The following is a 24,052-nucleotide window of genomic DNA, read 5'->3' on the forward strand; positions in this document are numbered from 1 at the left end:
GTCCGCCCCGTTCCGTGTCCGTGGCGGTCAGCGGCGGGCCGCCCGTACCGCCGCGTACGCGTCGACCAGCCCGGCCCCGCTCGACGCCGTCACCGGGCCGCAACTGAGGTCGGCCGGCCCGGCCGGTTGCGCCGTGTCGCGCAGGATGCTCCGGGTCCGGGCCAGGTCGCCGACCAGCGTCGGGTTCGCCGACCACATCAGCGCCACCACCCCCGCCACCTGAGGGGTGGCCATCGAGGTGCCGTCCAGCGTGGCGTAACCGCCGCCGGGCATCGCCGAGGTGATCCCCTCCCCCGGGGCGACCAGATCCGGCTTGACCACCCCACCCGCGACGGGACCCCGGCTGGAGAACTCGGCGACCACCCGGTCCCGGTTCACCGCCCCCACCGTCAGCACGTCCGCGTACGGGGCCGGCGGGTCGACGATCGACCGGCAGTCCGGGCCGGTGTTCCCGGCCGCCGCCACCACCAGGATGCCCGCCGCCTCCAGGGCGGCGGTCGCCGGACGTAACGCCCCCGGATCACAGCCCTCCACCGGTGGGCACCCCCACGAGTTGGTCAGCACGTCCGGGGCGCGCGCCGGGCGTCCGTCGGTGAACGGGTCGCCGCCGGCCGGGAACGGGGCCAGCATGAACTGGAGACAGTCCAGGTAGTGCGCCGGACTACCCAGGTTGCGATCGAGGTTGACGCAGCCCACCCACTGCGCGCCGGGAGCCACCCCGATGCCGTCGCGCCCCACGGCGCTGCCCGCGGTGTGGGTGCCGTGGCCGCCGGAGTCGGCGGGGGAGCGGGTGTGGTTCCACGGGTCGTACCAGGAGTCGTCGCCGCCCCGGAAGCCGGCGGCCAACGCCGGGTGGGTGCCGTCGACCCCGGAGTCCGAGCTGCCGACCACCACGCCGGAGCCGGTGACGGACAGCTCCGACCAGACCCGGTCGGCCCGGATCATCCGCAGGTTCCACTCCGGCCCGGTCGGTGCGGGCTGGTCGCCCCGGCTGACCGGGGCCGGTGCCGGCAACGGGCGGAGCCGCTGGCTGACCAGCACCCGGGCCACCTCGGGACGACCGGAGAGCCAGGCCCGCACGGCCGGCCCGCCGTCGGTCTCGATCGCGTTGACCAGGTAGTACGGCGTGGGGTCGAGGCCCAGCCGGCTCAGGTCCCGGCGCAGCCCGCCCTGGGTACGTTCGGCGGTGGCGACGAGCCTGCGGTAGACCTCGGCGGTCCGTGCCTCCCGGCCCGCCCGACCCGGCGTACCGGTGGGGATGCCGGACAGGTCGGCCTGCTCACGGAGCACCACCAGCAACCGCTCGCCGTACAGGCCGGGTTGGCCGGCGGCCACGTCGACCACCCCGACGGTGAGCAGCAGGACGGCCGCGCCCGACGCGGCGACCAGCCGGCGCGGCGCACGCCCGCGTGGCCGGGCGAGCAGCACCCCGTACCCGATGGCCAGCAGGACCGCGACGGCGAACCCGACGCCCGAGGCGACCGCGACCCAGTAGGGGACGTCGCGGGTGGTGGCCAGCAGGACCGAGATCTCCTCCGGGTCGGTGAGCGCCAGCGGGCCGAACACCGCCAGGCCGACCAGCCAGCGCACCGGAGCGGCACCGGCGGGCCGGCCGCCCCGCCGGGCCGCCACCTGGCACGCGCCCAGCGCGAAACCGACGGGCGGGACGAAGAGCAGCGCGGGAAGCTGGACGCCGGAGTGGCCGGTGCCCGCGCCGAGCAGCAGCAGGACCACCCCGGCGACCAGGCCGCCGACCAGCACGGTACGGGCGGCCCGGGGTGGCCCGTCGCCGGTGAAGGGGGCCCAGAACCGGTCGTCGAGCAGCGCCCCGGCCAGCAGGCCGACCGCCGTCGCGGCGAGCGCGGCGAGCACCGTCTCCAGCAGGCCGCCCAGCGCGCCGAACCGGACCCACGGCAGCAGCAGCGCCAGGCCGGCGGCGATCGCCAGCAGGGTGACCGCCTGCGGCCGGCCGGCCCCGCCACCCGCCCCGCGACCGTGGTCGGTCTGCTGGCCGCTCTGCCGGCCCCGGTCGGTGGGCGTGGCGGGTGCGTGCGTGGGGTCGGTGCCGCTCCGGGGCGCGGTGGCCGGGCCGGGCGTGGCGGCGGCCGGTCGGACCGGGGCGGGCAGCCGGGCGGCCAGCAGCGCGAGCAGCGTCGCCGTCGCGGCCAGCGCGGCCAGGTACGCCTCGTGGTGGACCTGCGGCAGCGCCCGCAGCGACCCGAGGGCGACCAGGGCGAGCGCGGCGGCGAGCCAGGCGCGGCCGGTGACCCGCACCCGGGGCGAGCGGGGGAGCAGGGCCAGCAGCAGCGCGGGCAGGCCGACCAGCAGGGCGGTGGCCAGGCTGAGCGCCGGCCAGAGCCAGGCCTGCCGGTCCCAGCCCGCGGCCACCTGCAACTGCTCGACCGACCAGCCGACCGCCTGGAGCAGCACGGCGAGGGTGACCGTCCAGCCGCCGGCGAAGGCGGCGGCCACCACCGGCCACGGGCTCGACGGACGGGCGGCGGCGCTCGGCGGGAAGCCGTAGCCCGGTGGAGGGGGTGTGTCGGCCAGCATCCGGAAACAGTACGACGCGTCCCTGCCGCTACGACCCGGCCCGGGAGCCACTGCCGCGTGGCGCGTCGCCAGCCGGTGCCTCCCGCTGCCCCGATCGCCCATCGTGCTGACGGAGAGTCATCCTTGCCGCAGGTGTCTACTCCCTCTCGCGGATCCTTTGCTCTGCTGCCCTGGCGGCGACGCACACCAAGGGTGACTGTCGCGTGCAGAGCAGCAGAGCAAAGGATCGGGGGGTGGGACATGGAGGCGCGGTGGCGGTTGAGGAGAAATGGCTGCTCAGGTCGTTCGGCTGCCGGTGGGAGGGGTGTGGTGGGCAACGAGGCAGCCACGAGCTTGGTGACGGAAAGTAGTCATCGCTTCAACGGTTCATGCTCACGCATGGTCACCGGCCGGGCGATGGGGAATCCGGCCGGTTCCGGGCCTGCTGCGGGTGGGACCTGGCGGGTTACGGTGGACGGGTGCGTGACCCCAATGTGACCCGATCCGCCGCCGGTCAACTCTCCCCGCAGCGCCGCGCCGCGGACCTGCGCCGGCTCCGGGCCGAACGGTTCGACGTGCTGGTCATCGGGGGCGGAGCGACCGGGGCCGGTGCCGCCCTCGACGCCGCCTCGCGGGGGCTCAAGGTCGCCCTGGTCGAGGCCCGCGACTTCGCCGCCGGCACCTCCAGCCGGTCCAGCAAGCTGATCCACGGCGGCCTGCGCTACCTGGAGCAGTTGGAGTTCCACCTGGTCCACGAGGCGCTGACCGAGCGCGGGCTGCTCGCCACCCGGCTTGCCCCGCACCTGGTCCGGCCGGTCCCGTTCCTGATTCCGCTCCCCGCCGGGCGGGGGTTGCGCGACCTGCCGGCCCGGCTGTTCCGCCGCTCCTACTACGGGGCCGGCGTGGCCGCCTACGACGCCTTCGCCGGGCTGTTCGGCACCGGCCGGGGAATGCCGCTGCACCGGCACCTGACCCGGGAGGGGGCCCGCCGGGTCTTCCCCAGCCTGCGGGCCGACGCGCTGGCCGGGGCGATCCGCTACTACGACGGGCAGGTCGACGACGCCCGGCTGGTGGTGACCCTGGCCCGCACCGCCGCCAGCCTCGGCGCGACCGTGGTGAGCAGCGCCCGTGCCGTCGGACTGGTGCGGCAGGCCCGGGAGGTCACCGGGGTCCGGGTCCGCGACCTGGAGGCGCCCCCCGGCTCCCCGGACGCCGAGTTCGAGGTACGCGCCCGTACCGTCATCGCCGCCACCGGCGTGTGGAGCGACGACATGTCCCGGATGCTCAACGACGTCGGGCTGCGCCCCGGCGTGCGGGTCCGGGCCTCCAAGGGGGTGCACCTGGTGGTGCCCCGCTCGGCGATCACCGGCGAAACCGGGCTGATCGTGCGCACCGCCACCAGCGTGCTCTTTGTCATCCCCTGGGGCGGGCACTGGATCATCGGCACCACCGACACCGACTGGCGGCTCGACCGCTCCCACCCGGCCGCCTCCGCCCGCGACATCCAGTACCTGCTCGACCAGGTCAACCTGGTCCTGGACCGGCCGCTGTCCAGCGCCGACATCGAGGGCGTCTACGCCGGGCTGCGTCCGCTGCTCGCCGGTGAGGCCGACTCCACCTCCAAGCTCTCCCGGGAACACGCGGTCTTCGAGCCGATGCTCGGGCTGCTGCTGGTGGCCGGCGGCAAGTACACGACCTACCGGGTGATGGCCGCCGACGTGGTCGACCGGGCCGCCCACCGGCTCGGCGGCGTACGGCCCTCGCGCACCGCCGACCTGCCGCTGCTCGGCGCCGACGGGTACGCCGCGATGTGGCGGGACCGGGCCGACCTGGCCCGCCGGCACGGGGTGCCCGTCGGGGTGGTCGAACACCTGCTGGAGCGGTACGGCACGCTCACCCTGGAGGTGCTGGCGCTGATCGCCGCCGACCCGCTGCTCGCCTCACCGCTGGCCGGCGCACCCGAGTACCTGGCCGCCGAGGTGACCTATGCCACCCGTTCCGAGGGGGCGCTGCACCTGGAGGACGTGCTGACCCGGCGTACCCGGATCTCCTTCGAGACGGCCCACCGGGGCCTCGACTCGGCCGGGCACACGGCGGAGCTGATGGGGGCGGTGCTCGGCTGGGACGCGGCCACCCGGGAGCGGGAGATCGCGCACTACCGCGCGCGGGTCGAGGCCGAGCGGGAGTCGCAGCTCATGCCGGACGACGCGACCGCCGACGCGGCCCGCCTCGGCGCCCCCGACGTGCGGGGTTTCGCCGCGGACCGGGGTGTCGACGGTGTCGGGGACGGCCCGCTGCACCTGCCGACGTCGTCGCGCTGACTGGCCCCGGGCCGGTTCCACCAGACGGTGCGGGGCCGGTCGGCCGGTTCCGGACGGCAGCGGGGTGGGATAGGTTCCGGCCCGTGGTTCCCCCTCAGTGGTCACGCGCGCTCCTCGTCCCCGCCGTCATGACGGTCACCCTGGCCGGCTGCGCGATGGCCGACCGGGAGGGCGGGTCCACAGGGGAGAGCCGGGGCGGGACGACAGCGCCGGGGGCGACCCGGGTGAGCCTGATGCAGAAACTCGGCGAGGACGGTCCACTGCGCTCGTTGACCGTCGAGCCGGACGGCCGGTGGGAGTGCGCCGACTGCGCCGGCGACGGGGTCACCTCGGCCGGTTCCCTGGACCCCGAACAGGTGCAGCGGTTGCAGCGGCTGCTGGCCGACCCGCGGCTGGCCCGGGAGACCGACCAGGCCCGCCGGTACCGGGCGACCTGCATCGACGCGTTGACGTCCAGCCTGCTCACCACGGCCGGCCTGATCACCTCGCAGGACTGCCCGGGTGAGGAACGACCGGCGGTGGCCGGTGAGATCCTGCTCCTGCTCACCCAGGCCACCCCGGCCGAACCGACCCGCTGAGCCGACCAGGCCCGCTCAGAGCACCTTGCCCGCTCAGATCACCTTGCCCGGGTTGAACAGCCCGGCCGGGTCGAGTGCCGCCTTGATCGCCTGGTGCACCCGGACGCCGACCGGGCCGATCTCCCGGGCCAGCCAGTCCCGCTTGAGCAGCCCGACGCCGTGCTCGCCGGTGCAGGTGCCACCGAGTTCCAGCCCGAGCCGGATGATCTCGTCGAAGGCCCGCCGGCCCCGTTCCAGGCTCGCCGGGTCGGCCCGGTCCACCACGATGTTCGGGTGCAGGTTGCCGTCCCCGGCATGGCCGACCACCCCGATCGGCACCCCGCACTCGGTGGCGATCCGGGCCACCCCGTCCAGCAGCGTGGCGAGCGCCCCCCGGGGCACCGCCACGTCGTCGATGATCAGGCCGCCGTTGCCGTCCGGGTAGGTGTCGACGGCGAACCTCTCCATCGCCGGGTGGGCCAGCCGGCGGGCCTGGAGCAGCGCCGCCGCCTCCACCGCGTCGGTCGCCGCGTAGACCTCCTGCGCGCCGGCCGCCGCGCAGACCTCGGCGACCCGGGCCAGGTCGTCCGCCGCCCGGGGGCCGGTGTCGGCGGCGGCGAGCAGCAGCGCCTGCGCGTCGGTCCGCAACCCCATCGGCCGGTACGCCTCGATCGCCCGCAGGTGCGTGCGGTCCAGCAGCTCCAGCAGGCTCGGGGTGAGCCCCCGCTCGGCGATCCCGGCCACCGCCGTACCCGCCCCGGCGGTCGAGCCGAAGACCGCCACCATGGTCAACGACTCCTCCGGCGCGGGCCGCAGCGCCACGGTGACCTCGGTGATCACGCCGAGGGTGCCCTCCGCGCCGACGAAGAGCCGGGTCAGGTCGTACCCGGCCACGCCCTTGGCGGTACGCCTACCGGTGCGCAGCACCTCACCGGAGGCCAGCACCACCTCCAGCCCGAGGACGTACTCGGTGGTCACCCCGTACTTGACGCAGCACATCCCCCCGGCGTTGGTGGAGACGTTGCCGCCGATGGTGGAGGACTCCCAGGACCCCGGGTCGGGCGGATAGTAAAGGCCCTGCTCCCGGACGGCGCGGGCCAGCGTGGCGTTCACCACGCCCGGCTGCACCACGGCGATCCGGGCCACCGGGTCGATCTCGCGGATCGCGGTCATCGCGACGGTGCTCACCACCACCGCGCCGTCCACCGCGTTCGCCGCGCCGGCCAGGCCGGTCCGTGCCCCCTGCGGCACCACGGGTACGCCGTGCCGGGCCGCCGCCCGGACCACCGCCACCACCTGTGCCGTGTCCCGGGGGCGGACGACCACCAGCGGCGTGCCGGCGGCGCAGAGGTCCGCCTCGTCGCGCCGGTGCAGCCGGAGCAGGTCCGGGTCGGTGAGGACGGCCTCGTCGCCGAGGGCCGCCCGCAGGTCGTCGAGGAGGGGGGAGCCAGCCATGCGGCCGAGGCTAACCGGCGGCTAGATTGGCCGCCATGCTGTACCTGGACCGGCCCGCCTGGCCGTGGCGCGGTCGGCTCTGGTCGCACCTGATCAGCGATGTCTCCCCGGCCGAGCTGCACGTGTTCGCCGAGACGCTGGGGGTGCCCCGGCGCGGGTTCGACCGGGACCACTACGACATCCCCGCCGACCGGTTCGCCGTGGCGGTGTGGCTCGGCGCCCGGGTGGTGCCCAGCCGGGAGATCGTCCGCCTGCTGTACGCCTCCGGCCTGCGCCGCCCCAAACACCTCAACCGTCCCGCCGCCCCCGGGCACCTCGGCCTGCCCGGGGACCTCGCCCACCGCTGACGCCGGACAGCCGGACGCCTGGCAGCTGGATCAGTGCAGCCCGGCCAGCTCGCGGCGGAGGTTGGCGCGGGCCGGTTCCTCCCACCGGGCGGCCAGCGGGGGCGACCGGAACAGGGCGGGCAGGGCGAGCAGCCCGTCGAGGACCCGCGCCCGGCCGGTACGGAAGTCCGCCTCGGGCACGTGCGCGTACTCGGCGCGGATCGCGGCGGCGTACCCGTCGTACACCTCGGGGGGTGTGGCCAGGACGGCCAGGTCGGCGTCGCAGAGCAGCGCGCCGTCGCGGTCACCCGGGGTGACCCGGTGCCCGGTGGTGAGCAGCACCAGCCGGCACACCTCGGCCACCGTGACGGCCGGCACCCCCAGGCCGGTGAGCAGGGTGCCGGCCAGTTCCGCGCTGGCCCGTTCGTTGGCGTCAGCGGCGGCGCGCGGGTCGTAGACGGCGTCGTGCGTCCAGGCGGCGAGCGCGACCCGTTCCGGCCGGTCGGCCAGGTCGGCGTGCCGGTCGACCAGGTCCAGCACCGCCCGCAGGTGGTGCTCCGTGTGGTAGCGCCGGTGCGGTTCCCGCCAGCGGTTGAGCAGGTCGGCCCCGGCGGCGGTGAGCGCCGGCCCGGCGGCGGCCCCGGCGGCGAGCGCCGCCGCCACCCACCTGTCGATCAGCTCGGTCACCCGGACGATTCTGCCGCAGGGATGAACCGTGGTGGCGCGGGTAGTCCCCGCCATGGCGCTGGCCCGGGACCGACGACCGTCACTGCTGCATCGGACCGGGCTGCGTGACGCCGGGGACGACGTCGACACCGCGCGGATCGCCGAGGCGGTGACCTACCTGCGCCACCGGGGCCGGGCCACCCTGCGCGACCGGCTGCACCAGGTGCACCTGGCGATGGGCCTGGCCGTGCAGGCGGGGCTGGCCGCCGCGCTGGCCTGGATCGTGTCGCACCACCTGCTGGGCAACCCGCAACCGGTGTTCGCGCCGATCTCGGCGGTCGGCACCCTGGCCGCCTCGGTGGGCCAGCGGCTGCGCCGGACCGTGGAGCTGATCGTCGGGGTGGCGGTGGGGGTGTTCCTCGGCGACGTGCTGATCTACTTCCTCGGCACCGGAGGCTGGCAGCTCGGGTTGGTGGTGACCGCGGCGATCGTGCTCACCACCTTCTTCGGGGCCAGCGTCGCGGTGGTGATCCAGGCCGCCGCGACCGCCGTGCTGATCGTCACGCTGAGCCCGTCCACCGAGGATCTGGAGCTGCCCCGGTTCGTCGACGCGTTCGTCGGCGGCGGCATCGCCCTGCTGGTCACCGCGATCCTGCTGCCGCTCAACCCGCTGCGGGTGATCAACCGGGCGGCCCGGCCGGCGCTGGACCTGCTCGCCGACCAGCTCGACGTCTGCGCCCAGGCGCTGCGCGACCGGGACCGGGGCGCCGCCCAGCGGGCGCTGGACCGGCTGCGCGAGAACAAGGAGGAACTGGCCACCTTCACCGAGGCCATCGAGGGGGCGAAGGAGACCAGCACGCTCTCCCCGGCCCGCTGGCACCGGCGCAGCGAACTGACCCACTACGCCGAGGCGGCCGACCCGATCGACCGGGCGATGCGCAACAGCGGCACCCTGATCCGGCGGTCGGTCACCATGATCGAGGACGACGAGCCGGTGCCCGACCCGATGCCGGACGCGGTGGTCCACCTGGCCGAGTCGGTCCGCCTGCTGCGGCACGAGTTCGCGGTCGGGGACGAGCCGGAGCGGGCCCGGGAACGGTCGCTGCGCGCGGTCAGCGAGGCCGGCCGGGCGTACGACCAGGGGGTCGGGTTCTCCGGCAGCGTGGTGATCGCCCAGGTGCGTACCACCGCCAGTGACCTACTGGTCGCCTCGGGGATCGAGCAGGAGGACGCCAACCGGCTGATCCGGCAGGCGTTCGGCGACAAGGACAAACCGGGCGGCGGTCCGGCCGAGCAGCACGCCGCCCCGAAACCCCCGACCGCCCCGCCCCTGGGTTGACCCGGCCGTGGACCGTGCCGTCGGACGCCGGGAGAGCCCGGCCGAACGGGCCGGGGATGACTACGCTGATCCACATGGCCGACACCCCGCCCGGCGGGCCCCCGCCGCCGCCCGCGCCCGCCGTACCGTCGCCGGACGCCGCGCCCCGGATGCCGCTGCGCCGGCTCGGCTGGCGGCGGGTCCTGGTGCTGGCCGGGGTGGTGCTGCTGATCGCGGCCTGCGCGGTCTACATGCTCTACACGCTCGGCTCCAACCTGGGTCTGGACGCGCTGCTGGTCGGGGTGGCCGCGGCGATCCTGCCGGTGCCGGTCCTGGTGGCCTGCTTCCTCTGGCTCGACCGGTACGAACCCGAACCGCTGAAGTACCTGATCTTCTGCTTCGCCTGGGGCGCGTTCGTCTCGACCGCCGCGTCGCTGACCGTCAACAACAGCTTCGCCGCCCTGTTCAAGGACTGGGGGGTCTCGTCGTCGCTGACCGGCGTGCTGGTGGCCCCGTTCATCGAGGAGCTGACCAAGGCGCTCGGCCCGATCCTGCTGCTGATCTTCCGTCGCAAGGAGTGGTCCGGGATCACCGACGGCCTGGTCTACTGCGGGCTGTCCGCCGTCGGGTTCGCCATGGTGGAGAACATCCTCTACCTGGGTGGTCTCGGGTACGCCTCGGGCGTCGACCAGTGGGGGCCGGCCACCGGTGTGCGCAACGTCATCGTCATCTTCATCTCGCGGATCCTCTTCTTCGGCTTCGCCCACCCGCTGTTCACCTCGATGACCGGGGTGGGGCTGGGCATCGCCGCCCGCACCGCCGACCGGCGGGTCCGGGTGCTCGCCCCGGTCGCCGGCCTGCTGCTGGCGATGATGCTGCACGGCACCTGGAACCTGATCCCGACGCTGGTGCAGGCCACCGGCCAGGCGGTGATCTTCTTCTACGGGATGGTCGCGGTGATGGTGCCGATCTTCTTCGGCATGGTCGGCTTCGCGGTCTGGCTGCGCGCCTGGGAAGGGCGGCTCACCGAGCGGACCCTGCCCGACTACGTGCGGGCGGGCTGGTTGAGCCCGCCCGAGGTGGCCGCCCTGGGCAGCCTGGGCCGCCGGCACGCCGCCCGGACCTGGGCGCGGCGGGTCGGTGGGGACGCCGGGCTGCGCGCGATGCGCGGGTACCAGTTCGCCGCGACCCGGCTGGCGCTGCTGCGCGACGGGATGCGGCGCGGCCTGGACCGCAAGCCTGCGGAGCGGGAGAACACCCTGCGGGAGGAGCGGCAGCTGCTGGAGACGATCGCGGCGTACCGGTCGTTCTTCGTCGGTCGGGACCCGCAGACGCCGGTGGGGGTCTGGGACGGGCAGCGCTACCACCTGCGCTTCCCGGACGGCACGCAGCGGGTCGTCGACGCCCCGGACTCGCCTGTGGTGCCGATCCCGGTGGTCCTGGCCCCGCCGCCGCCCCCGGCCTACCCGGCCGGCTACGGCCCGCCCGGTTGGTACGGTCCCCGCCCGGCCGCCCCCTGGCCGCCCGGCCCCGGGCGCTGACCGGCCGGCCCCGGCCGGCCCCGGCCGTCGACCGGCCCCCGGCGGGGTCGGCCCGGCGGGCGGAGTCAGGTCATCAGGGTGGTGAGGAAGTCGCCGAGGCCCTGGGCCATCGCCATCAGGGCCGCCCCGATCCCCTTGAACATCTGGGCGGCCCCGTCCGGGCGGAACGCCATGAAGTAGATCAGGAAGGCGACGCTGCCCCAGAGCAGCACCTTCTTCACGAGAACCGGCATCGTCCCTCCCCAGGGCACCTGTGACGGGCCTGGCTTCCCGCCGGGAAGCGGGACAAACCGGTAGGTCGCCCGGGACGGCTCCCGAGGGCCCCGGGAGAGACCGGAGCTACAGGTAGAGGCCGGTGCTGCCGGTGGACTCGCTCTCCACCCGTTCCGCGGCGACGGCGTGCACGTCCCGCTCGCGCAGCAGCACGTAGCCCCGGCCGTGCAGTTCGACCTCGGAACGGTCGTCCGGGTCGAACAGCACCCGGTCGCCGGCCACGACGGCGCGTACGTGCGGGCCCACCCCCACGGCGGTGGCCCAGGCCAACCGTTTGCCGACGGCGGCGGTGGCCGGGATGACGATGCCTGCGGTGGAGCGGCGTTCGCCCTCGCTGCCGTCCTGCCTGACCAGCACCCGGTCGTGCAGCAGGCGGATCGGCAGGCCGGTGTCGAGGTTCGGGTCGGCGGTCACGCCACGACGCTACCGTGTGGCCCGGGGGCGTCGATCCGGTGGTTGAGCAGATGCGGCACAGGGCAATGAGTGGCGGAACTGCCCTACGGTGGCGGTCGTACGGACGTACCCTGTCCGGGCCGTCGCCGTGGGCGTCCCGGTGTCGTTTCTCAGGAGGTGCGCTTGAGCCGCTTCGAGCGGGTACGCGGCCGACTCCGCCGCGCGTACGAGTCCGGACGGGAGTCGGTCCGCGCGGGGCGTGCCGATCCGGCCGACGCGCCCGAGGGGGCCGCAGTGGCCACGCCCGCGTCCCCCGGTCCGCCGGCCGCCCCGTCGGCGACGGTGGTCGGGGCCGAACCCCCGGCGGCCATGCACAACTCCACCTCCAGCCGCGACGACGCCGACGTGCCGCACGCGCTGCGGATCGCCGCCGCCTGGTCGTGGCGGTTGATCGTGATCGGCGTGGTCACCTGGGCGCTGCTGAGGATCGTCGGGACGATCAGCATCGTGATCATCCCGTTGGCGGTCGCGCTGCTGCTCTCCGCGCTGCTCGCCCCGGCGGTGGGCTGGCTGCTGCGGGCCCGGTTCCCCCGGTCGCTGGCCACCGCCGTGGTGCTGGTCGGCGGGCTGGTCGCGGTCTTCGGCACGCTGACCCTGGTGGTCAACGAGTTCATCCAGGGGGTGCCGGAGCTGAGCGAGAAGTCGTCGCAGGGTGTCCGGCAGATCCAGGACTGGCTCAAGACCGGCCCGCTGCACCTGTCGGACAGCCAGCTCAACCGCTACATCGAAGAGGCGCAGGGCTGGATCAACGGCAACACCGAGAGGTTCACCAGCGGTGCGCTGGCCACCGCCACCACCCTGGCCGAGGTGCTGACCGGTGCGGTCCTGGTGCTCTTCGCCACCTTCTTCTTCCTGCGCGACGGCAGCCGGATCTGGCGGTTCCTGGTCCGTCTGCTGCCGGTCGCTGCCCGGTGGAAGGTCGACGACGCCGGCCGGGCCTCCTGGGCGACGCTCGGCGCGTACGTGCGGGCCACCGTGCTGGTGGCGTTCATCGACGCGGTGGGCATCGGCATCTTCCTGGTCGTCTTCGACGTCCCGTTCGCCTTCCCACTGGCGGCGCTGGTCTTCCTCGGCGCGTTCATCCCGATCGTCGGCGCGTTCCTCTCCGGGGTGGTGGCGGTGCTGGTGGCGCTGGTCGACAGCGGCCCGGTGACCGCCCTGATCATCCTGGGCGTGGTGATCGGCGTGCAGCAGGTCGAGGGGCACCTGCTGCAACCGTTGATCATGGGTCGGGCGGTGGCCATCCACCCGCTCGCGGTGATCATCGGGATCGCCGCCGGGGTGGTGCTCGCCGGCATCACCGGCGCGCTGGTCGCGGTGCCGCTGATCGCGGTGCTCAACACGGCCGTCCGCCGGCTCGCCGCCCGCAGCGTGCCGGACACCCCACCGGACGCCGTGGTGGTCGCCTCCCAGGCCCCCTGACCGGCAACGGTACGACCGACCCCGCAAGCCGCCCGTTCCCCGCCGGGGAGCGGGCGGCCCGCCGTTGCGGGGTCAGAGCTTGGCCAGGCGCTCCAGTGCGCCCCGGGCCACCTCCGGCCGGGTGGTGTACCAGAACGGGGGCAGCGAGCGGCGCAGGAACGGCCCGTAGCCGCGCGCCGTCTCCAGCCGCGAGTCGAGGACCGCGACCACCCCCCGGTCACCGGTGGCCCGGATCAGCCGGCCCACCCCCTGCGCCAGCCGGACCGCCGCGATCGGCACGCTGACCGCCGAGAAGCCGGACCCGCCGCCCGCGTCCACCGCCGCCGCGCGGGCCGCCGCCAGCGGCTCGTCGGGGCGCGGGAAGGGCAGCCTGTCGATCACCACGAGCTGGCACGAGTCGCCCGGCACGTCCACCCCCTGCCAGAGCGACATCACCCCGAACAGGCAACTCGACCGTTCCTCGCGGAACCGCCGCACCAGCAGCGGCAACGCCTCCTCGCCCTGGAGCAGCACCGGCAGGTCGGTGCGCGCCCGCAGCAGCTCCGCCGCCTGCTGCGCGGCCCGCCGGGAGGAGAACAGCCCGAGGGTACGGCCACCGAGCGCGCCGACCAGCCGCAGCAACTCCTCGCCGGCCGCCTCGGGCAGCCCGGAGACGCTGGGCCGGGGCAGGTGCGCGGCGACGTACAGGATCCCCTGCCGGGCGTAGTCGAACGGTGAGCCGACGTCGAGCGACGACCAGCCCGGCCCCGACGTGGCCGGCACGACGCCGGTGGCGGCCCGGCTGCCCGGGGCGCTCGCCACCCCGCCGGCATCCGGGCCGGCGGCCCCGACCGCCGTACCGCCGACGACGCCGGTCGACCGGCCGGCGGTGGCGGTGGCCAGCGCGGCGGCGGCCGGGGACGGCGGGGCGGGCGGCGGCGCCTCCAGGCCCAGCGCCCGCGCCACCGTGTCGAACCGGCCGCCCAGTGCCAGGGTCGCCGAGGTGGCCACCACCGTGCGCTCGTCGTACAGGTGGGTGGCGAGGGTGCCGGCGACGGACAGCGGCGCGACCACCAGCGCCCGGCGGCTGCCGTTGTCCGGCTTCTCCACCCAGGCGACATCGTGGTCGGCCTCCTCCAGCAGCCGCTGCGCGGTGGTCGACAGCTCGTCGAGCACCGCCTTGGCCTGCTGCTTGCGGACCGGGTCCGGATCGTCGGCCTTGACGTCGCCGATCGCGTCGAGGGCGGCCCGGGTGGCCGCGTCCAGCAGAGTGCACGCCTCGCGCAGCGGGCCGGGCAGGCCGCCGGTGAGCCGGCCGGCCGGGGCCTCGGCCAGCCCGACGGCGAGCGCGTCACCGGCCTCGGTGAGCCGGTCGGCGACGTCCGGCCGCAGCAGCGGGCGGGCCCGCCGGGCGGAGCGGTCGATCTGCTCCGGCACCAGCTCCGCCTGGGCCGCCGAGGAGACCCGGTCGGCCAGCTCGTGCGCCTCGTCGACGATCAGCAGCCTGTGCGGCGGCACGATGTGCCGGCCGGCCAGCATGTCCACCGCGAGCAGGCTGTGGTTGGTGACCACCACGTCGGCCTCGCGGGCGCGGGCCCGGGACGCCTCGGCGAAACACTCCTGGCCGAACGGGCAGCGCGACGCCCCCACGCACTCGCGGGCCGGCATCGAGACCAGCCGCCACGCCTGGTCGTCGACGCCCGGGTCCAGCTCGTCCCGGTCGCCGGTGTCGGTCTTCTCGGCCCAGTCGCGCAGCCGCTGGATCTGCTTACCGATCCGGCCGGCCTCGCCGAGCCATTTCGTCCCGCCGCCGGGCCGCTCGGCGGGGGCGTCGAAGAGGGTGTCCTCCGGCTCGTCCTCGGTGGAGTTGTCCAGCCGGGCCAGGCAGAGGTAGTGGTGCCGCCCCTTGAGCACGGCGAAGGTCGGGCGGCGGCCGAGCAGCGGCTCGACCGCGTCGGCCAGCCGGGGCAGGTCGTGCTCGACCAGTTGGGACTGCAACGCCAGGGTGGCGGTGGAGACCACCACCGGCCCGTCCACGGTCAGTGCGGGGGCGAGGTAGGCCAGCGACTTGCCGGTGCCGGTGCCCGCCTGCACCAGCAGGTGCTCGCGGGCGGCGACGCTGCGTTCGATGGCCTCGGTCATCTGCTGCTGGCCCGGCCGGGTCGCGCCGCCGGGCACCGCGCCGACCGCCGCCGCCAGCAGTTCGGTGCCGCTCGGCCGTCCACCGCGCCGTCGGCCGGAGCGGGCCGAGGGGGTGCTGGGGCCGGCGGCGGTACGGGGCGGAGTCACCGTGCGACGGTACCCGCCGCCGCCGACAGTGGACGTGCCCCCGCCTCCCCGCGTGGCGCGGTCACCGTCCGGATTGTCGTGACCTCGGACGGGTCAACTCGCTGCGGCGGGGAGGGGTCGGAATCGGCTAGGGTGCGATTCATGCCGAGCGACGTGGTCCGCGTGATCTACCGCAAGTACGACGGCAGCGCCCACCGCGACTACCCGGCCCGCCGGCTGGCCGAGGACGACCTCGGGGTGTGGCTGGGGGTGACCGAGGGCACCGCGTCGGTCTACCACGGCCGGCCCTCGGTGGAGCAGATCCCCTTCGTCCTGCTGGTGCCGCACCACGCCTGGTGGACGGGCATGTTCAACCCGCCGCCGAGGACCAGCGAGGTCTACTGCGACATCGCCACCCCGGCCCGCTGGGAGGGCGACGACACCGTCCACCTGGTCGACCTCGACCTGGACGTGGTACGCCGCCGGACCACCGGCCTGGTGGAGCTGCGCGACGAGGACGAGTTCGCCGAGCACCGGGTCCGGTTCGGCTACCCGGACGACGTGGTGGCGCAGGCGCAGGCGGCGGCGGCGAAGCTGCTCACCGCCCTCGGTGACGGCACCGAGCCGTTCGCGTCGTCGTACCGGAAGTGGCTGGCCCTGGTGGTCTGACCGGGCGTGCCCCGACCGACGCCCGGGAGGCGACCGGTGCGGTGGTGGGCGAGGATCGGGGGATGCGCGCAGACGAGGAGACGGAGGTCGTCGTACCCGAGGGGGCGACGATGCGGGAGCTGTTGCGGGTGCCCGGTGGTGGCGGCCCGGTCGACCTGGGGGCGGTCGATCCCCGGGCCACCCCGGGCCTGCCCGCCGCGGCGGGCCGGGGCCGGGACCGAAAGCCGTGGGCCCGCCGGCAGGTGGAACTGATCGGCGTCGGACTGGCCCGGCAGCAGGAGATGCTGTTCGCCACCGCGCGGGCGGCCGGTGAACCGGGCCCGTCGGTGTCGGCTCCGGCCCGGGACGGGGCGCGGCTGGGCCGGGGCCGGCCGGGTCGGCTGCTGCTGGTGCTCCAGGCGATGGACTGCGGGGGCAAGGACGGCACGGTGAAGCGGGTGGCCGGCGCGATGAACCCGCTCGGCCTGCACATCCGTTCGTTCGGCCCGCCGACCCGGCAGGAGTTGCGGCACGACTTCCTGTGGCGGGTCCGCCGGGCGTTGCCCCCGCCCGGGTACGTCGGGGTGTTCAACCGCTCGCACTACGAGGACGTGCTGGTGGCCCGGGTCGACGCGCTGGTGCCGGAGCAGACCTGGCGGGCCCGCTACGACCAGATCAACGCCTTCGAGCGGGAGTTGACCGACGGTGGGGTGACCGTGGTCAAGGTGATGCTGCACATCTCGCCGGACGAGCAGGCGCAGCGGTTGTCGGAGCGGCTGACCGACCCGACGAAGTACTGGAAGTACCAGCCGAGCGACCTCGACTCCCGGGCCCGCTGGGACGACTACCAGGCCGCGTACGCGGAGGCGCTGGGGCGGTGCGACTCGGACGCCGCGCCCTGGTTCGTGGTCCCGGCGGACCGCAAGTGGTACCGGGACTGGGCGGTGGCGCACCTGCTGCGGGAGACGTTCGAGGGTCTTGATCTGGGGTATCCGGCTGCCGGTTTCGACGTGGAACGGGAGCGCCAGCGGTTGGCGAGTGGCGGTGGTGACGGCCGAGGTGAACAGCAGATGAACGAGCGGTGAATCGGTTCTGACCAGGGGTAGGCCGGCGGAGACCCGCTCCGGTGGGGTACCTAGCATGCATCAGCGGACGCCCCCTGGGCGGCGGCCACCCTTCCACCGACACGACGAGGTCCGTGCTGTGAAGTTTTCCTTCCGTCCCACCGAGGGCGCTTTCTACGAGCTCTTCACCAGGGCCGCGCAGAACCTGGTGAAGGGCACCGAGCTGCTCAACGAGCTGGCCCTGCCCGGCGTCGACGTGCAGTCGGTGAGCGAGCGGTTGACCGAGGTCGAGCACGACAGCGACCAGATCACCCACGATCTCTACAAGAAGATCAACTCCACCTTCATCACCCCGTTCGACCGGGAGGACATCTACCGGCTGGGCTCGCTGCTCGACGACGTGATGGACCACCTGGAGGCGGTCGGCAACCTGCTCTACCTCTACGGGCTCACCAAGCTCCCGTCGCTGCCGCGCGAGCTGCACGAGCTGGTCAACGTGCTCGACCTCCAGGCCAAGCTGACCGCGGAGGCGATGCCCCGGCTGAAGTCGATGAAGGATCTCGAGGACTACTGGATCGAGTGCAACCGGCTGGAGAACGACGGCGACCAGGCGTACCGGATGCTGCTGGTCCGGCTCTTCTCCGGTGAGTACGACGCGCTGACCGTGCTGAAGATGAAGGAGGTCGCCGACGAGCTGGAGGCCGCCTGCGACGCCTTCGAGCACGTGGCGAACACAGTCGAGACCATCGCGGTCAAGGAGTCCTGATCCTGTGAGTCCCGAACTCATCGCCGTGCTGGCGGTGATCGCGGTGGCCCTGGCGTTCGACTACACCAACGGCTTCCACGACGCTGCCAACGCGATCGCGACAAGCGTCTCCACCCGGGCGCTGACCCCCCGGATCGCCCTGCTCCTGGCGGCGGTCGGCAACTTCGTCGGCGCGCACTTCGGCGCGGGGGTCGCCAAGACCGTCGGCGACGGCCTGGTCACCCTCCCGACCGGCGTGGGCAGTCTCGGGGTGGTCTTCGCCGGGGTGCTCGGCGCCATCGCCTGGAACCTGATCACCTGGTACTTCGGCCTGCCCTCGTCGTCGTCGCACGCGCTGTTCGGTGGTCTGGTGGGGGCGACCCTGCTCTCCACCGGCGGCGTGGTGCAGTGGGTCACCATCGGCGAGAAGGTCATCCTGCCGATGGTGCTGTCCCCGATCGTCGGGCTCACCCTCGGTTACCTGCTGATGCTGGCCATCCTGTGGGCGTTCCGTAAGGGGCAGCCGGGCAAGCTCAACCGGGGCTTCCGTTGGGCGCAGACCGCCTCGGCGGCGGCCATGTCGGTGGGCCACGGCATGCAGGACGCGGCCAAGACCATGGGCATCGTGGTGCTGGCCCTCTACACCGGCGGTTTCCAGGACGACAAGACGCACATCCCGAACTGGGTCTTCTGGACCTCAGCGACCATGCTGGCGCTCGGCACGTACGCCGGTGGGTGGCGGATCATCCGGACCCTCGGCCGCAAGATCATTGACCTGGGTCCGCCGGAGGGCTTCGCGGCCGAGACGGTGGCCAGCGCGGTGCTCTACTTCAACGCCCTGGTGCTCAAGGCCCCGATCTCCACCACCCACACGATCACCTCGGCGATCATGGGGGTGGGCGCGACCAAGCGGCTCTCCGCCGTCCGCTGGAACGTGGCAGGCAACATCGTGCTCGCCTGGATCATCACGTTCCCGGCCGCCGCGCTGATCGCCTGCCTCACCTACCTACTGGTCCGCCCGCTGTTCTGACAGTCGTCGCCGAGGGGCACCCGGTCCGGGCGCCCCTCGGCGACGACGTGCTCAGCCGTAGTCGACGCCGATCCGGGCCCGGATGTCGTCCAGCAGGCCCATCACCTCCAGCGTGACCGCGTGCGGCACCAGCGGGCTCTCCGTCAGCCCGGCCGCCAGGCAGCGCTGCACCTCGGCGGCCTCGTACTGGTAGCCGCCGCCGGCCGGGTCGTCGGTGAGCGTCTCCGGCTCGGCACCGGCCCGGTGCAGCACCGCCGAACCGGGCCGGAAGAACGGCTCGGGCAACTCGATCCGGCCGGTGCTGCCGGTGATCGCGGCGGTCAGCGGGGTCGCCCCCACCATGCCGCAGCCCAGCGTGGCGACCGCGCCCGAGTCGTACCCGAAGACGATGCCGGTGTTCTCGTCCACCCCCTCCGGGCTGAGCTTCGCCCACGCCTGCACGTGCTGCGGCACGCCGAGCAGCAGGTGGGCCAGGCTCACCGGGTAGACGCCGAGGTCCAGCAGGGCGCCGCCGCCGAGCGCCGGGTTACGCATCCGGTGCTCGGGCGGGAACGGCCCGGCCACCCCGAAGTCGGCCCGCACACTGGTCACCTCGCCGATCGCCCCGGCCCGGACCAGCTCGACCAGGCGCAGGATCAGTGGGTTGCAGCGCATCCACATGGCCTCCATCAGGAAGACCCCCCGGGCCCGCGCCAGCTCGACCAGCTCGGTGCTGGTGGCCAGGTCCAGGGTGAACGGCTTCTCCAACAGCACCGCCCGCCCGGCCTCCAGGCAGATCCGGGCGGCCTCGTGATGGGCGGCGTGCGGGGTGGCCACGTAGATCGCGTCCAGCCCGTCGTCGGCCGCCAGCTCGGCCCACGAGCCGTATGCCCGCTCGGCCCCGTACCGGCCGGCGAACTGCTCGGCGCTCCCGATGGTCCGTGAGCCGACCGCGACCAGCTCGGCCCCCGGCACCAGCCGGAGGTCCTCGGCGAACCGGCCGGCGATGTGGCCGGTGGACAGAATCCCCCAACGTGTCATGGGCCCACGCTAGCCCGCCGCTGGTCGCCCGCCGCCGACGCGGGGTCGGCGGCCCCGGGTCGGTCCGGGCGGCGGGGCTAGGCTCGGCGCATGACGATCGACGGCACCGGTTTCCCCGCCCCGCCGGCCCTGGTCGAGCACGCCCGTCGGTTCCACGCCGAGGGCGGCACCCCGGCGACGCCCCGGGTCGCGGCCACCGTGCTGCTGCTCCGCCCGGCCGGCACCGACTTCGAGGTGTACGTCATCCGCCGGGTCGCCGCGATGACCTTCGGCGGGGTGTACGCCTTCCCCGGCGGCGGTGTCGACCCGTCGGACTCCGAGGCGCACCCGGACTGGGCCGGCCCCGACCCGGCAACCTGGGCGGGGCGGCTGGGCGTCACGCCGGACGCCGCCCGGGCGGTGGTGTGCGCCGCCGCGCGGGAGGTCTTCGAGGAGGCCGGGGTGCTGCTGGCCGGGCCCGACCCGGACACCGTGGTGGGCGACGTCAGCGGCGACGACTGGGAGGCCGCACGGCAGGATCTGGAGGCACGCCGGCGGGGCTTCGGCGGGCTGCTCGCCGAGCGGCGGCTCACCCTGCGGTCCGACCTGCTGCTGCCGTGGAGCCGGTGGATCACCCCGGAGTTCGAGCCGCGCCGCTTCGACACGTACTTCTTCGTCGCTCTGCTGCCCCGGGGGCAGCGGACCCGGGATGTCTCCGGGGAGGCCGACCACACCATGTGGGTCCGCCCGGCGGACGCCCTGGCCCGGGCACGGGCCGGCGAGCTGACCATGCTCCCGCCCACCCTGGTCACCCTGGCCGAGGTGGCCGCCGCTGCTGACGGTGCTGCTGAGTCAGCCGGCGGCGTGGCGGCGGTGGCGCGTGCTTCTGCGGCCCGGGACGCGGCCACCCCGGTGACCCCCCGCCTCCACGTCGCCGAGGACGGCACCCCGCACTTCACCCTCGCCTGACTCCGGTTGAATCCGCCCCGGCCACGCCCCGCGTCTCGTGGGCGGTGCGGCTGCCGCCGGCCCACCGCACCCGGTCCCACCGCGTCCGCCCCCACAGGTCCACCTCGGATCCTTTCGACCTGATGACGCTGGCGACTCACCAGCGCGGCGGGCGACACCAGGATTGCTGGCGACCCACCAGCGCCGCCAGCGCGGGCAGTTCGCCGTTGCACCGGGCAGGCGACCCGTCCAGGCGGCCGGCCTGGTCTTGCCGCAGGTTCGATGCTGCCGTCGGCCTGGTGCTGCCGTCGGCCTGGTGTTGCCGTCGGCCTGGTGCTGCCGTCGGCCTGGTGTTGCCGTCGGCCTGGTGAGTCGTCGACGTCATCAGGTCGAAAGGGTCCGCTGGAGTGTTCCGGGACCCCGCCCCGCAGCTTCGGCGGTCGCCCGCAGGGACGCCGCCACCCCGCACGCCCACCGGCTCAGCGGAGCAGGCGGTGGTCAGCCGAAGCGGCCGGTGATGTAGTCCTCGGTCTTCTTCTGGCCGGGGTTGCTGAAGATCTTCTGGGTGTTGTCGTACTCGATCAGCCGGCCGGGGTCGCCGGTCTTCTCGATCGAGAAGAAGGCGGTGCGGTCGGAGACCCGGGCCGCCTGCTGCATGTTGTGGGTGACGATGATGATGGTGAACTTGTCCTTGAGCTGGAACATCAGGTCCTCGATGGCCAGCGTCGAGATCGGGTCCAGCGCCGAGCAGGGCTCGTCCATCAGCACGACCTGCGGCTCGACCGCGATGGTCCGGGCGATGCACAGCCGCTGCTGCTGACCGCCGGAAAGGCCCGCGCCGGGCTTGCCGAGGCGGTCCTTGACCTCGTCCCACAGGTTCGCCGCGCGCAGCGCCTTCTCGGCGGCCTCGTCCAGGATGGACTTCCGGCGGACCCCGTTGAGCCGCAGCCCGGCCACCACGTTCTCGAAGATGCTCATGGTGGGGAACGGGTTCGGGCGCTGGAACACCATGCCGATCATGCGGCGGACGGCGGTCACGTCGACGTCACGGTGGTAGACGTCCTGGCCGTCGATGGTCAGGCTGCCCTCGACCCGGGCGCCCGGCAGCACCTCGTGCATCCGGTTGATCGACCGCAGGAAGGTCGACTTGCCGCAGCCGGACGGCCCGATCAGGGCGGTGACCGTCTTCGGCTCGACCGTCAGGTTGATGTTCTCGATCGCCTTGAAACCGCCGTAGTACGCGGTCACGTCGGTGGCGTCGATGCGCTTGGCCATGGTGGTACCTCCGGGGTTCATCGGCCGAGCCGGTTGCGGCGGGCCAGCAGCTTCGCGGCGACGGTCAGGACGAGCACGAGGACGACCAGGGTCAACGCCGCGGTCCAGGCCCGTGCCGGGGAGTACTTCGACGCCTCGCCGGCCTGCTGGTAGACGAAGAGGGCCAGCGACGACTGGTTGTTCTCGAACGGGTTGAAGTTGATCGCCGCACCACCACCGGCGACGAGCAGCACCGGGGCGGTCTCACCGGCGGCCCGCGCGATGGAGAGCATGATGCCGGTGACGATGCCGGGCAGCGCGGTCGGCAGCACCACCCGCAGGATGGTCTTCCACTTCGGCACGCCGAGGGCGTACGCGCCCTCCCGCAGCGGTGCGGGGACCAGCCGCAGCATCTCCTCGGTGGAACGGACCACCGTGGGCAGCATCAGCACGCTCAACGCGAGGGCGGCGGCGAAGCCGGAGAAGCCGGGCTGGCCGTCGTTGAACCACGGCGACACGATCAGCACCCAGAAGGCCAGCACGAACAGGCCGGTGACGATGGACGGGATGCCCGTCATCACGTCGACGAAGAACCGGATGGTGAAGGCGAACCGGCCCCGGCCGTACTCGACGATGTAGATCGCGCAGAGCACGCCGAGCGGGACGGTGATCGCGGTGGCGATGCCGACCTGCTCCAGGGTGCCCACGATGGCGTGGTATGCGCCGCCGTTGGCGTCCCGGGCGCCGATGTTGTTCATCGAGCTGCCGAAGAAGTCACCGTCGAGCCGGGCGGTGCCCTTGCTGACCAGCGTCCACACCACCGAGGCCAGCGGCAGCACGGCCAGCACGAGGGCGGAGTGGATCAGCGCGCTCCAGAACCGGTTGCGGGCCGAGCGCCGGCCCTCCACGGCGTTCGCCGCGACGAAGAGGCCGGTCAGGTAGAGCACCGCGCCGAGCACCACGACCAGGACCGGGCCGCCGAGGTCGACACCGTAGACGATGCCGGCGGCGACCAGCAGGGCCGCCACCGCCAGCGCGGGGGCGGCGTACCCGGGCAGTCGGCGGGCCCGCAGGCTGTCCGGCTGGGCCGGCGGGCGGGAACGGCGGGGGGTGAGGGTGGTGGTCATGCGGCCGACTCCGTGAACTCGCGGCGGCGGTAGATGATCGCCCGCGCGGTGATGTTGACGACCAGCGTGATCGCGAAGAGCACCAGGCCGGAGGCGATGAGCGCGCCCCGGCCGGTCTCGTTCGCCTCCGCGAACCGGTTGGCGATGTTCGCGGCGATGCTGTTGCCGCCGTTGGCGAGGATGTTGAACGAGATGGCGTACGTCGAGCCGAGGGTGAGCGCGAGCGCGATGGTCTCGCCGAGCGCCCGGCCGAGGCCGAGCATGACGGCGGCGATGATGCCCGGCCGGCCGTACGGCAGCACCGCCGTGCGCAACATCTCCCAGCGGGTGGCGCCCAGCGCGAGGGCGGCCTCCTCGTTGGCCGTCGGGGTCTGGAGGAACACCTCACGGGAGAGCGAGGTGATGATCGGCAGCACCATGATCGCCAGGACCAGCGAGCCGAGCAGGATCGAGTTGCCGTACGGGCCGTCGCCGAAGATCGGGATCCAGCCGAAGTACCGGTTCAGCCAGGCCGACAGGTCGGCGACCGGCCCGACCAGGTAGTCCCGCCCCCACAGGCCGAACACCACACTCGGCACGGCGGCCAGCAGGTCGATGACGAAGCCCAGCGCGGTGCCGAGCCGCCGGGGCGCGTAGTGCGACAGGTAGAGGGCGATGCCCAGCGCCACCGGCACCGCGACCAGCAGCGCCAGCAGGGCGGTGAGCACGGTGCCGAAGGCGAGCGCGCCGATGCCGAACGTGGGTGGATCGTCGTTGGGGAACCACCCCTCGAAGGTCCAGAAGTTCGCACTGTTGGCCCGCAGCGCCGGCACGGCCTTGGCGATCAGGAAGACCGCGATGGCCGCGATGATGACCAGCACGGCGACGCCGGCGGCCAGGGTCACGCCACGGAACGCCCGTTCCGCGCCGAACGCGCGGGCCCGGGGCAGCCCGCCGCCTCCGCCGAGGCCACGGTCGTCATCGGGGGTACGGGGGCTGACTGGTGCCTCGGCCACACGCGCCGAGGCACCGGCGGACCGCTCGTGACCCAGGGTCACGGGGTGTCCGCCGGTGCCGGCGTGTGCCGAGCGGGGAGGGGTTTCACCCATCTGCGCGCTCGCTTCGACTTGAGGTGTTGTCGCTCGGG

The 24,052-nt window shown here is 74.0% G+C and carries 20 protein-coding genes and 1 pseudogene; 11 read left to right on the plus strand and 10 right to left on the minus strand.

Features of this window, described 5'->3' with window-relative positions; all coding sequences use genetic code 11:
* Positions 1-27: 27 nt before the first annotated feature.
* Positions 28-2,553 (minus strand): S8 family serine peptidase, encoded by a 2,526-nt coding sequence (locus ACN260_RS01470; RefSeq protein ID WP_422754401.1) that lies wholly within the window; start codon positions 2,551-2,553, stop codon positions 28-30.
* A 458-nt stretch (positions 2,554-3,011) separates the two neighbouring features.
* Between ACN260_RS01470 and ACN260_RS01475 the strand changes: the two genes are divergently transcribed.
* Positions 3,012-4,853, plus strand: a complete 1,842-nt coding sequence (locus tag ACN260_RS01475) for a glycerol-3-phosphate dehydrogenase/oxidase (RefSeq protein WP_422754402.1) — start codon at positions 3,012-3,014, stop codon at positions 4,851-4,853.
* 83 nt (positions 4,854-4,936) lie between these two features.
* On the plus strand, positions 4,937-5,431 hold the full coding sequence (locus tag ACN260_RS01480) for a hypothetical protein (protein WP_422754403.1): 495 nt from the start codon (positions 4,937-4,939) through the stop codon (positions 5,429-5,431).
* A gap of 33 nt (positions 5,432-5,464) precedes the next feature.
* On the opposite strand, the gene ACN260_RS01485 is transcribed toward ACN260_RS01480, so the two are convergent.
* A complete protein-coding gene (locus ACN260_RS01485) occupies positions 5,465-6,865 on the minus strand; it encodes an FAD-binding oxidoreductase (protein WP_422754405.1) in 1,401 nt (466 codons plus the stop codon).
* Positions 6,866-6,900: 35 nt separating this feature from the next.
* On the opposite strand from ACN260_RS01485, the gene ACN260_RS01490 reads away from it, so the two are divergent.
* Positions 6,901-7,212 (plus strand): DUF4031 domain-containing protein, encoded by a 312-nt coding sequence (locus tag ACN260_RS01490; RefSeq protein ID WP_422754406.1) that lies wholly within the window; start codon positions 6,901-6,903, stop codon positions 7,210-7,212.
* Between the two features lie 30 nt (positions 7,213-7,242).
* Here ACN260_RS01490 and ACN260_RS01495 read toward each other — a convergent pair whose 3' ends face one another.
* On the minus strand, positions 7,243-7,878 hold the full coding sequence (locus tag ACN260_RS01495; RefSeq protein WP_422754407.1) for a metal-dependent phosphohydrolase: 636 nt from the start codon (positions 7,876-7,878) through the stop codon (positions 7,243-7,245).
* Positions 7,879-7,936: 58 nt separating this feature from the next.
* On the opposite strand from ACN260_RS01495, the gene ACN260_RS01500 reads away from it, so the two are divergent.
* Together ACN260_RS01500 and ACN260_RS01505 are read left to right on the plus strand one after the other, a co-directional pair.
* Complete coding sequence (locus tag ACN260_RS01500; protein WP_422756588.1) at positions 7,937-9,196, plus strand: FUSC family protein; 1,260 nt, start codon at positions 7,937-7,939, stop codon at positions 9,194-9,196.
* A gap of 7 nt (positions 9,197-9,203) precedes the next feature.
* A pseudogene (locus tag ACN260_RS01505) lies at positions 9,204-10,716 on the plus strand (PrsW family intramembrane metalloprotease).
* A 65-nt stretch (positions 10,717-10,781) separates the two neighbouring features.
* Here ACN260_RS01505 and ACN260_RS01510 read toward each other — a convergent pair.
* Both ACN260_RS01510 and ACN260_RS01515 read right to left on the minus strand, forming a co-directional pair.
* Entirely contained in the window at positions 10,782-10,949 is a 168-nt protein-coding gene (locus ACN260_RS01510) for a hypothetical protein (protein ID WP_204924719.1), read from the minus strand.
* Positions 10,950-11,055: 106 nt separating this feature from the next.
* Positions 11,056-11,403, minus strand: a complete 348-nt coding sequence (locus tag ACN260_RS01515; protein WP_088643178.1) for a GroES family chaperonin — start codon at positions 11,401-11,403, stop codon at positions 11,056-11,058.
* Between the two features lie 156 nt (positions 11,404-11,559).
* Here ACN260_RS01515 and ACN260_RS01520 point away from each other — a divergent pair, with 156 nt between their 5' ends.
* Positions 11,560-12,864: an AI-2E family transporter gene (locus ACN260_RS01520; protein ID WP_422754408.1), complete on the plus strand. Its 1,305-nt coding sequence runs from the start codon at positions 11,560-11,562 to the stop codon at positions 12,862-12,864.
* A 72-nt stretch (positions 12,865-12,936) separates the two neighbouring features.
* On the opposite strand, the gene ACN260_RS01525 is transcribed toward ACN260_RS01520, so the two are convergent.
* Positions 12,937-15,132, minus strand: a complete 2,196-nt coding sequence (locus ACN260_RS01525; RefSeq protein ID WP_422754409.1) for an ATP-dependent DNA helicase — start codon at positions 15,130-15,132, stop codon at positions 12,937-12,939.
* Positions 15,133-15,273: 141 nt separating this feature from the next.
* Here ACN260_RS01525 and ACN260_RS01530 point away from each other — a divergent pair, with 141 nt between their 5' ends.
* From ACN260_RS01530 to ACN260_RS01545, 4 genes are all read left to right on the plus strand, one after another.
* A complete protein-coding gene (locus ACN260_RS01530; protein ID WP_422754410.1) occupies positions 15,274-15,780 on the plus strand; it encodes a DUF402 domain-containing protein in 507 nt (168 codons plus the stop codon).
* A 62-nt stretch (positions 15,781-15,842) separates the two neighbouring features.
* Entirely contained in the window at positions 15,843-16,844 is a 1,002-nt protein-coding gene (locus ACN260_RS01535) for a PPK2 family polyphosphate kinase (RefSeq protein WP_422754411.1), read from the plus strand.
* Positions 16,845-16,962: 118 nt separating this feature from the next.
* Positions 16,963-17,589 carry a DUF47 domain-containing protein gene (locus ACN260_RS01540; protein ID WP_067311399.1) on the plus strand — a complete coding sequence of 209 codons (627 nt, stop codon included), beginning with the start codon at positions 16,963-16,965 and terminating at the stop codon, positions 17,587-17,589.
* Between the two features lie 4 nt (positions 17,590-17,593).
* The gene (locus ACN260_RS01545) at positions 17,594-18,598 is read left to right on the plus strand and encodes an inorganic phosphate transporter (protein ID WP_422754412.1); all 1,005 of its coding nucleotides are present in this window, start codon (positions 17,594-17,596) and stop codon (positions 18,596-18,598) included.
* 51 nt (positions 18,599-18,649) lie between these two features.
* On the opposite strand, the gene ACN260_RS01550 is transcribed toward ACN260_RS01545, so the two are convergent.
* A complete protein-coding gene (locus tag ACN260_RS01550) occupies positions 18,650-19,618 on the minus strand; it encodes a Gfo/Idh/MocA family protein (protein ID WP_422754413.1) in 969 nt (322 codons plus the stop codon).
* A gap of 90 nt (positions 19,619-19,708) precedes the next feature.
* Between ACN260_RS01550 and ACN260_RS01555 the strand changes: the two genes are divergently transcribed.
* Entirely contained in the window at positions 19,709-20,566 is an 858-nt protein-coding gene (locus tag ACN260_RS01555) for an NUDIX hydrolase (RefSeq protein WP_422754414.1), read from the plus strand.
* 477 nt (positions 20,567-21,043) lie between these two features.
* Here the strand turns inward: ACN260_RS01555 and pstB are convergent, their stop codons facing one another.
* The 3 genes from pstB to pstC are packed head-to-tail and all read right to left on the minus strand — an operon-like array spanning position 21,044 to position 24,014.
* Positions 21,044-21,820 (minus strand): phosphate ABC transporter ATP-binding protein PstB, encoded by a 777-nt coding sequence (gene pstB, locus ACN260_RS01560; RefSeq protein WP_145921987.1) that lies wholly within the window; start codon positions 21,818-21,820, stop codon positions 21,044-21,046.
* A 17-nt stretch (positions 21,821-21,837) separates the two neighbouring features.
* A complete protein-coding gene (gene pstA, locus ACN260_RS01565; RefSeq protein WP_422754415.1) occupies positions 21,838-22,926 on the minus strand; it encodes a phosphate ABC transporter permease PstA in 1,089 nt (362 codons plus the stop codon).
* Complete coding sequence (gene pstC, locus ACN260_RS01570; RefSeq protein WP_422754416.1) at positions 22,923-24,014, minus strand: phosphate ABC transporter permease subunit PstC; 1,092 nt, start codon at positions 24,012-24,014, stop codon at positions 22,923-22,925. The genes pstA and pstC overlap by 4 nt, the downstream gene beginning before the upstream one ends.
* Positions 24,015-24,052 lie beyond the last annotated feature (38 nt).

The organism is Micromonospora sp. WMMD708, from assembly GCF_049315245.1.
GTDB classification, from domain to species: domain Bacteria; phylum Actinomycetota; class Actinomycetes; order Mycobacteriales; family Micromonosporaceae; genus Micromonospora; species Micromonospora wenchangensis.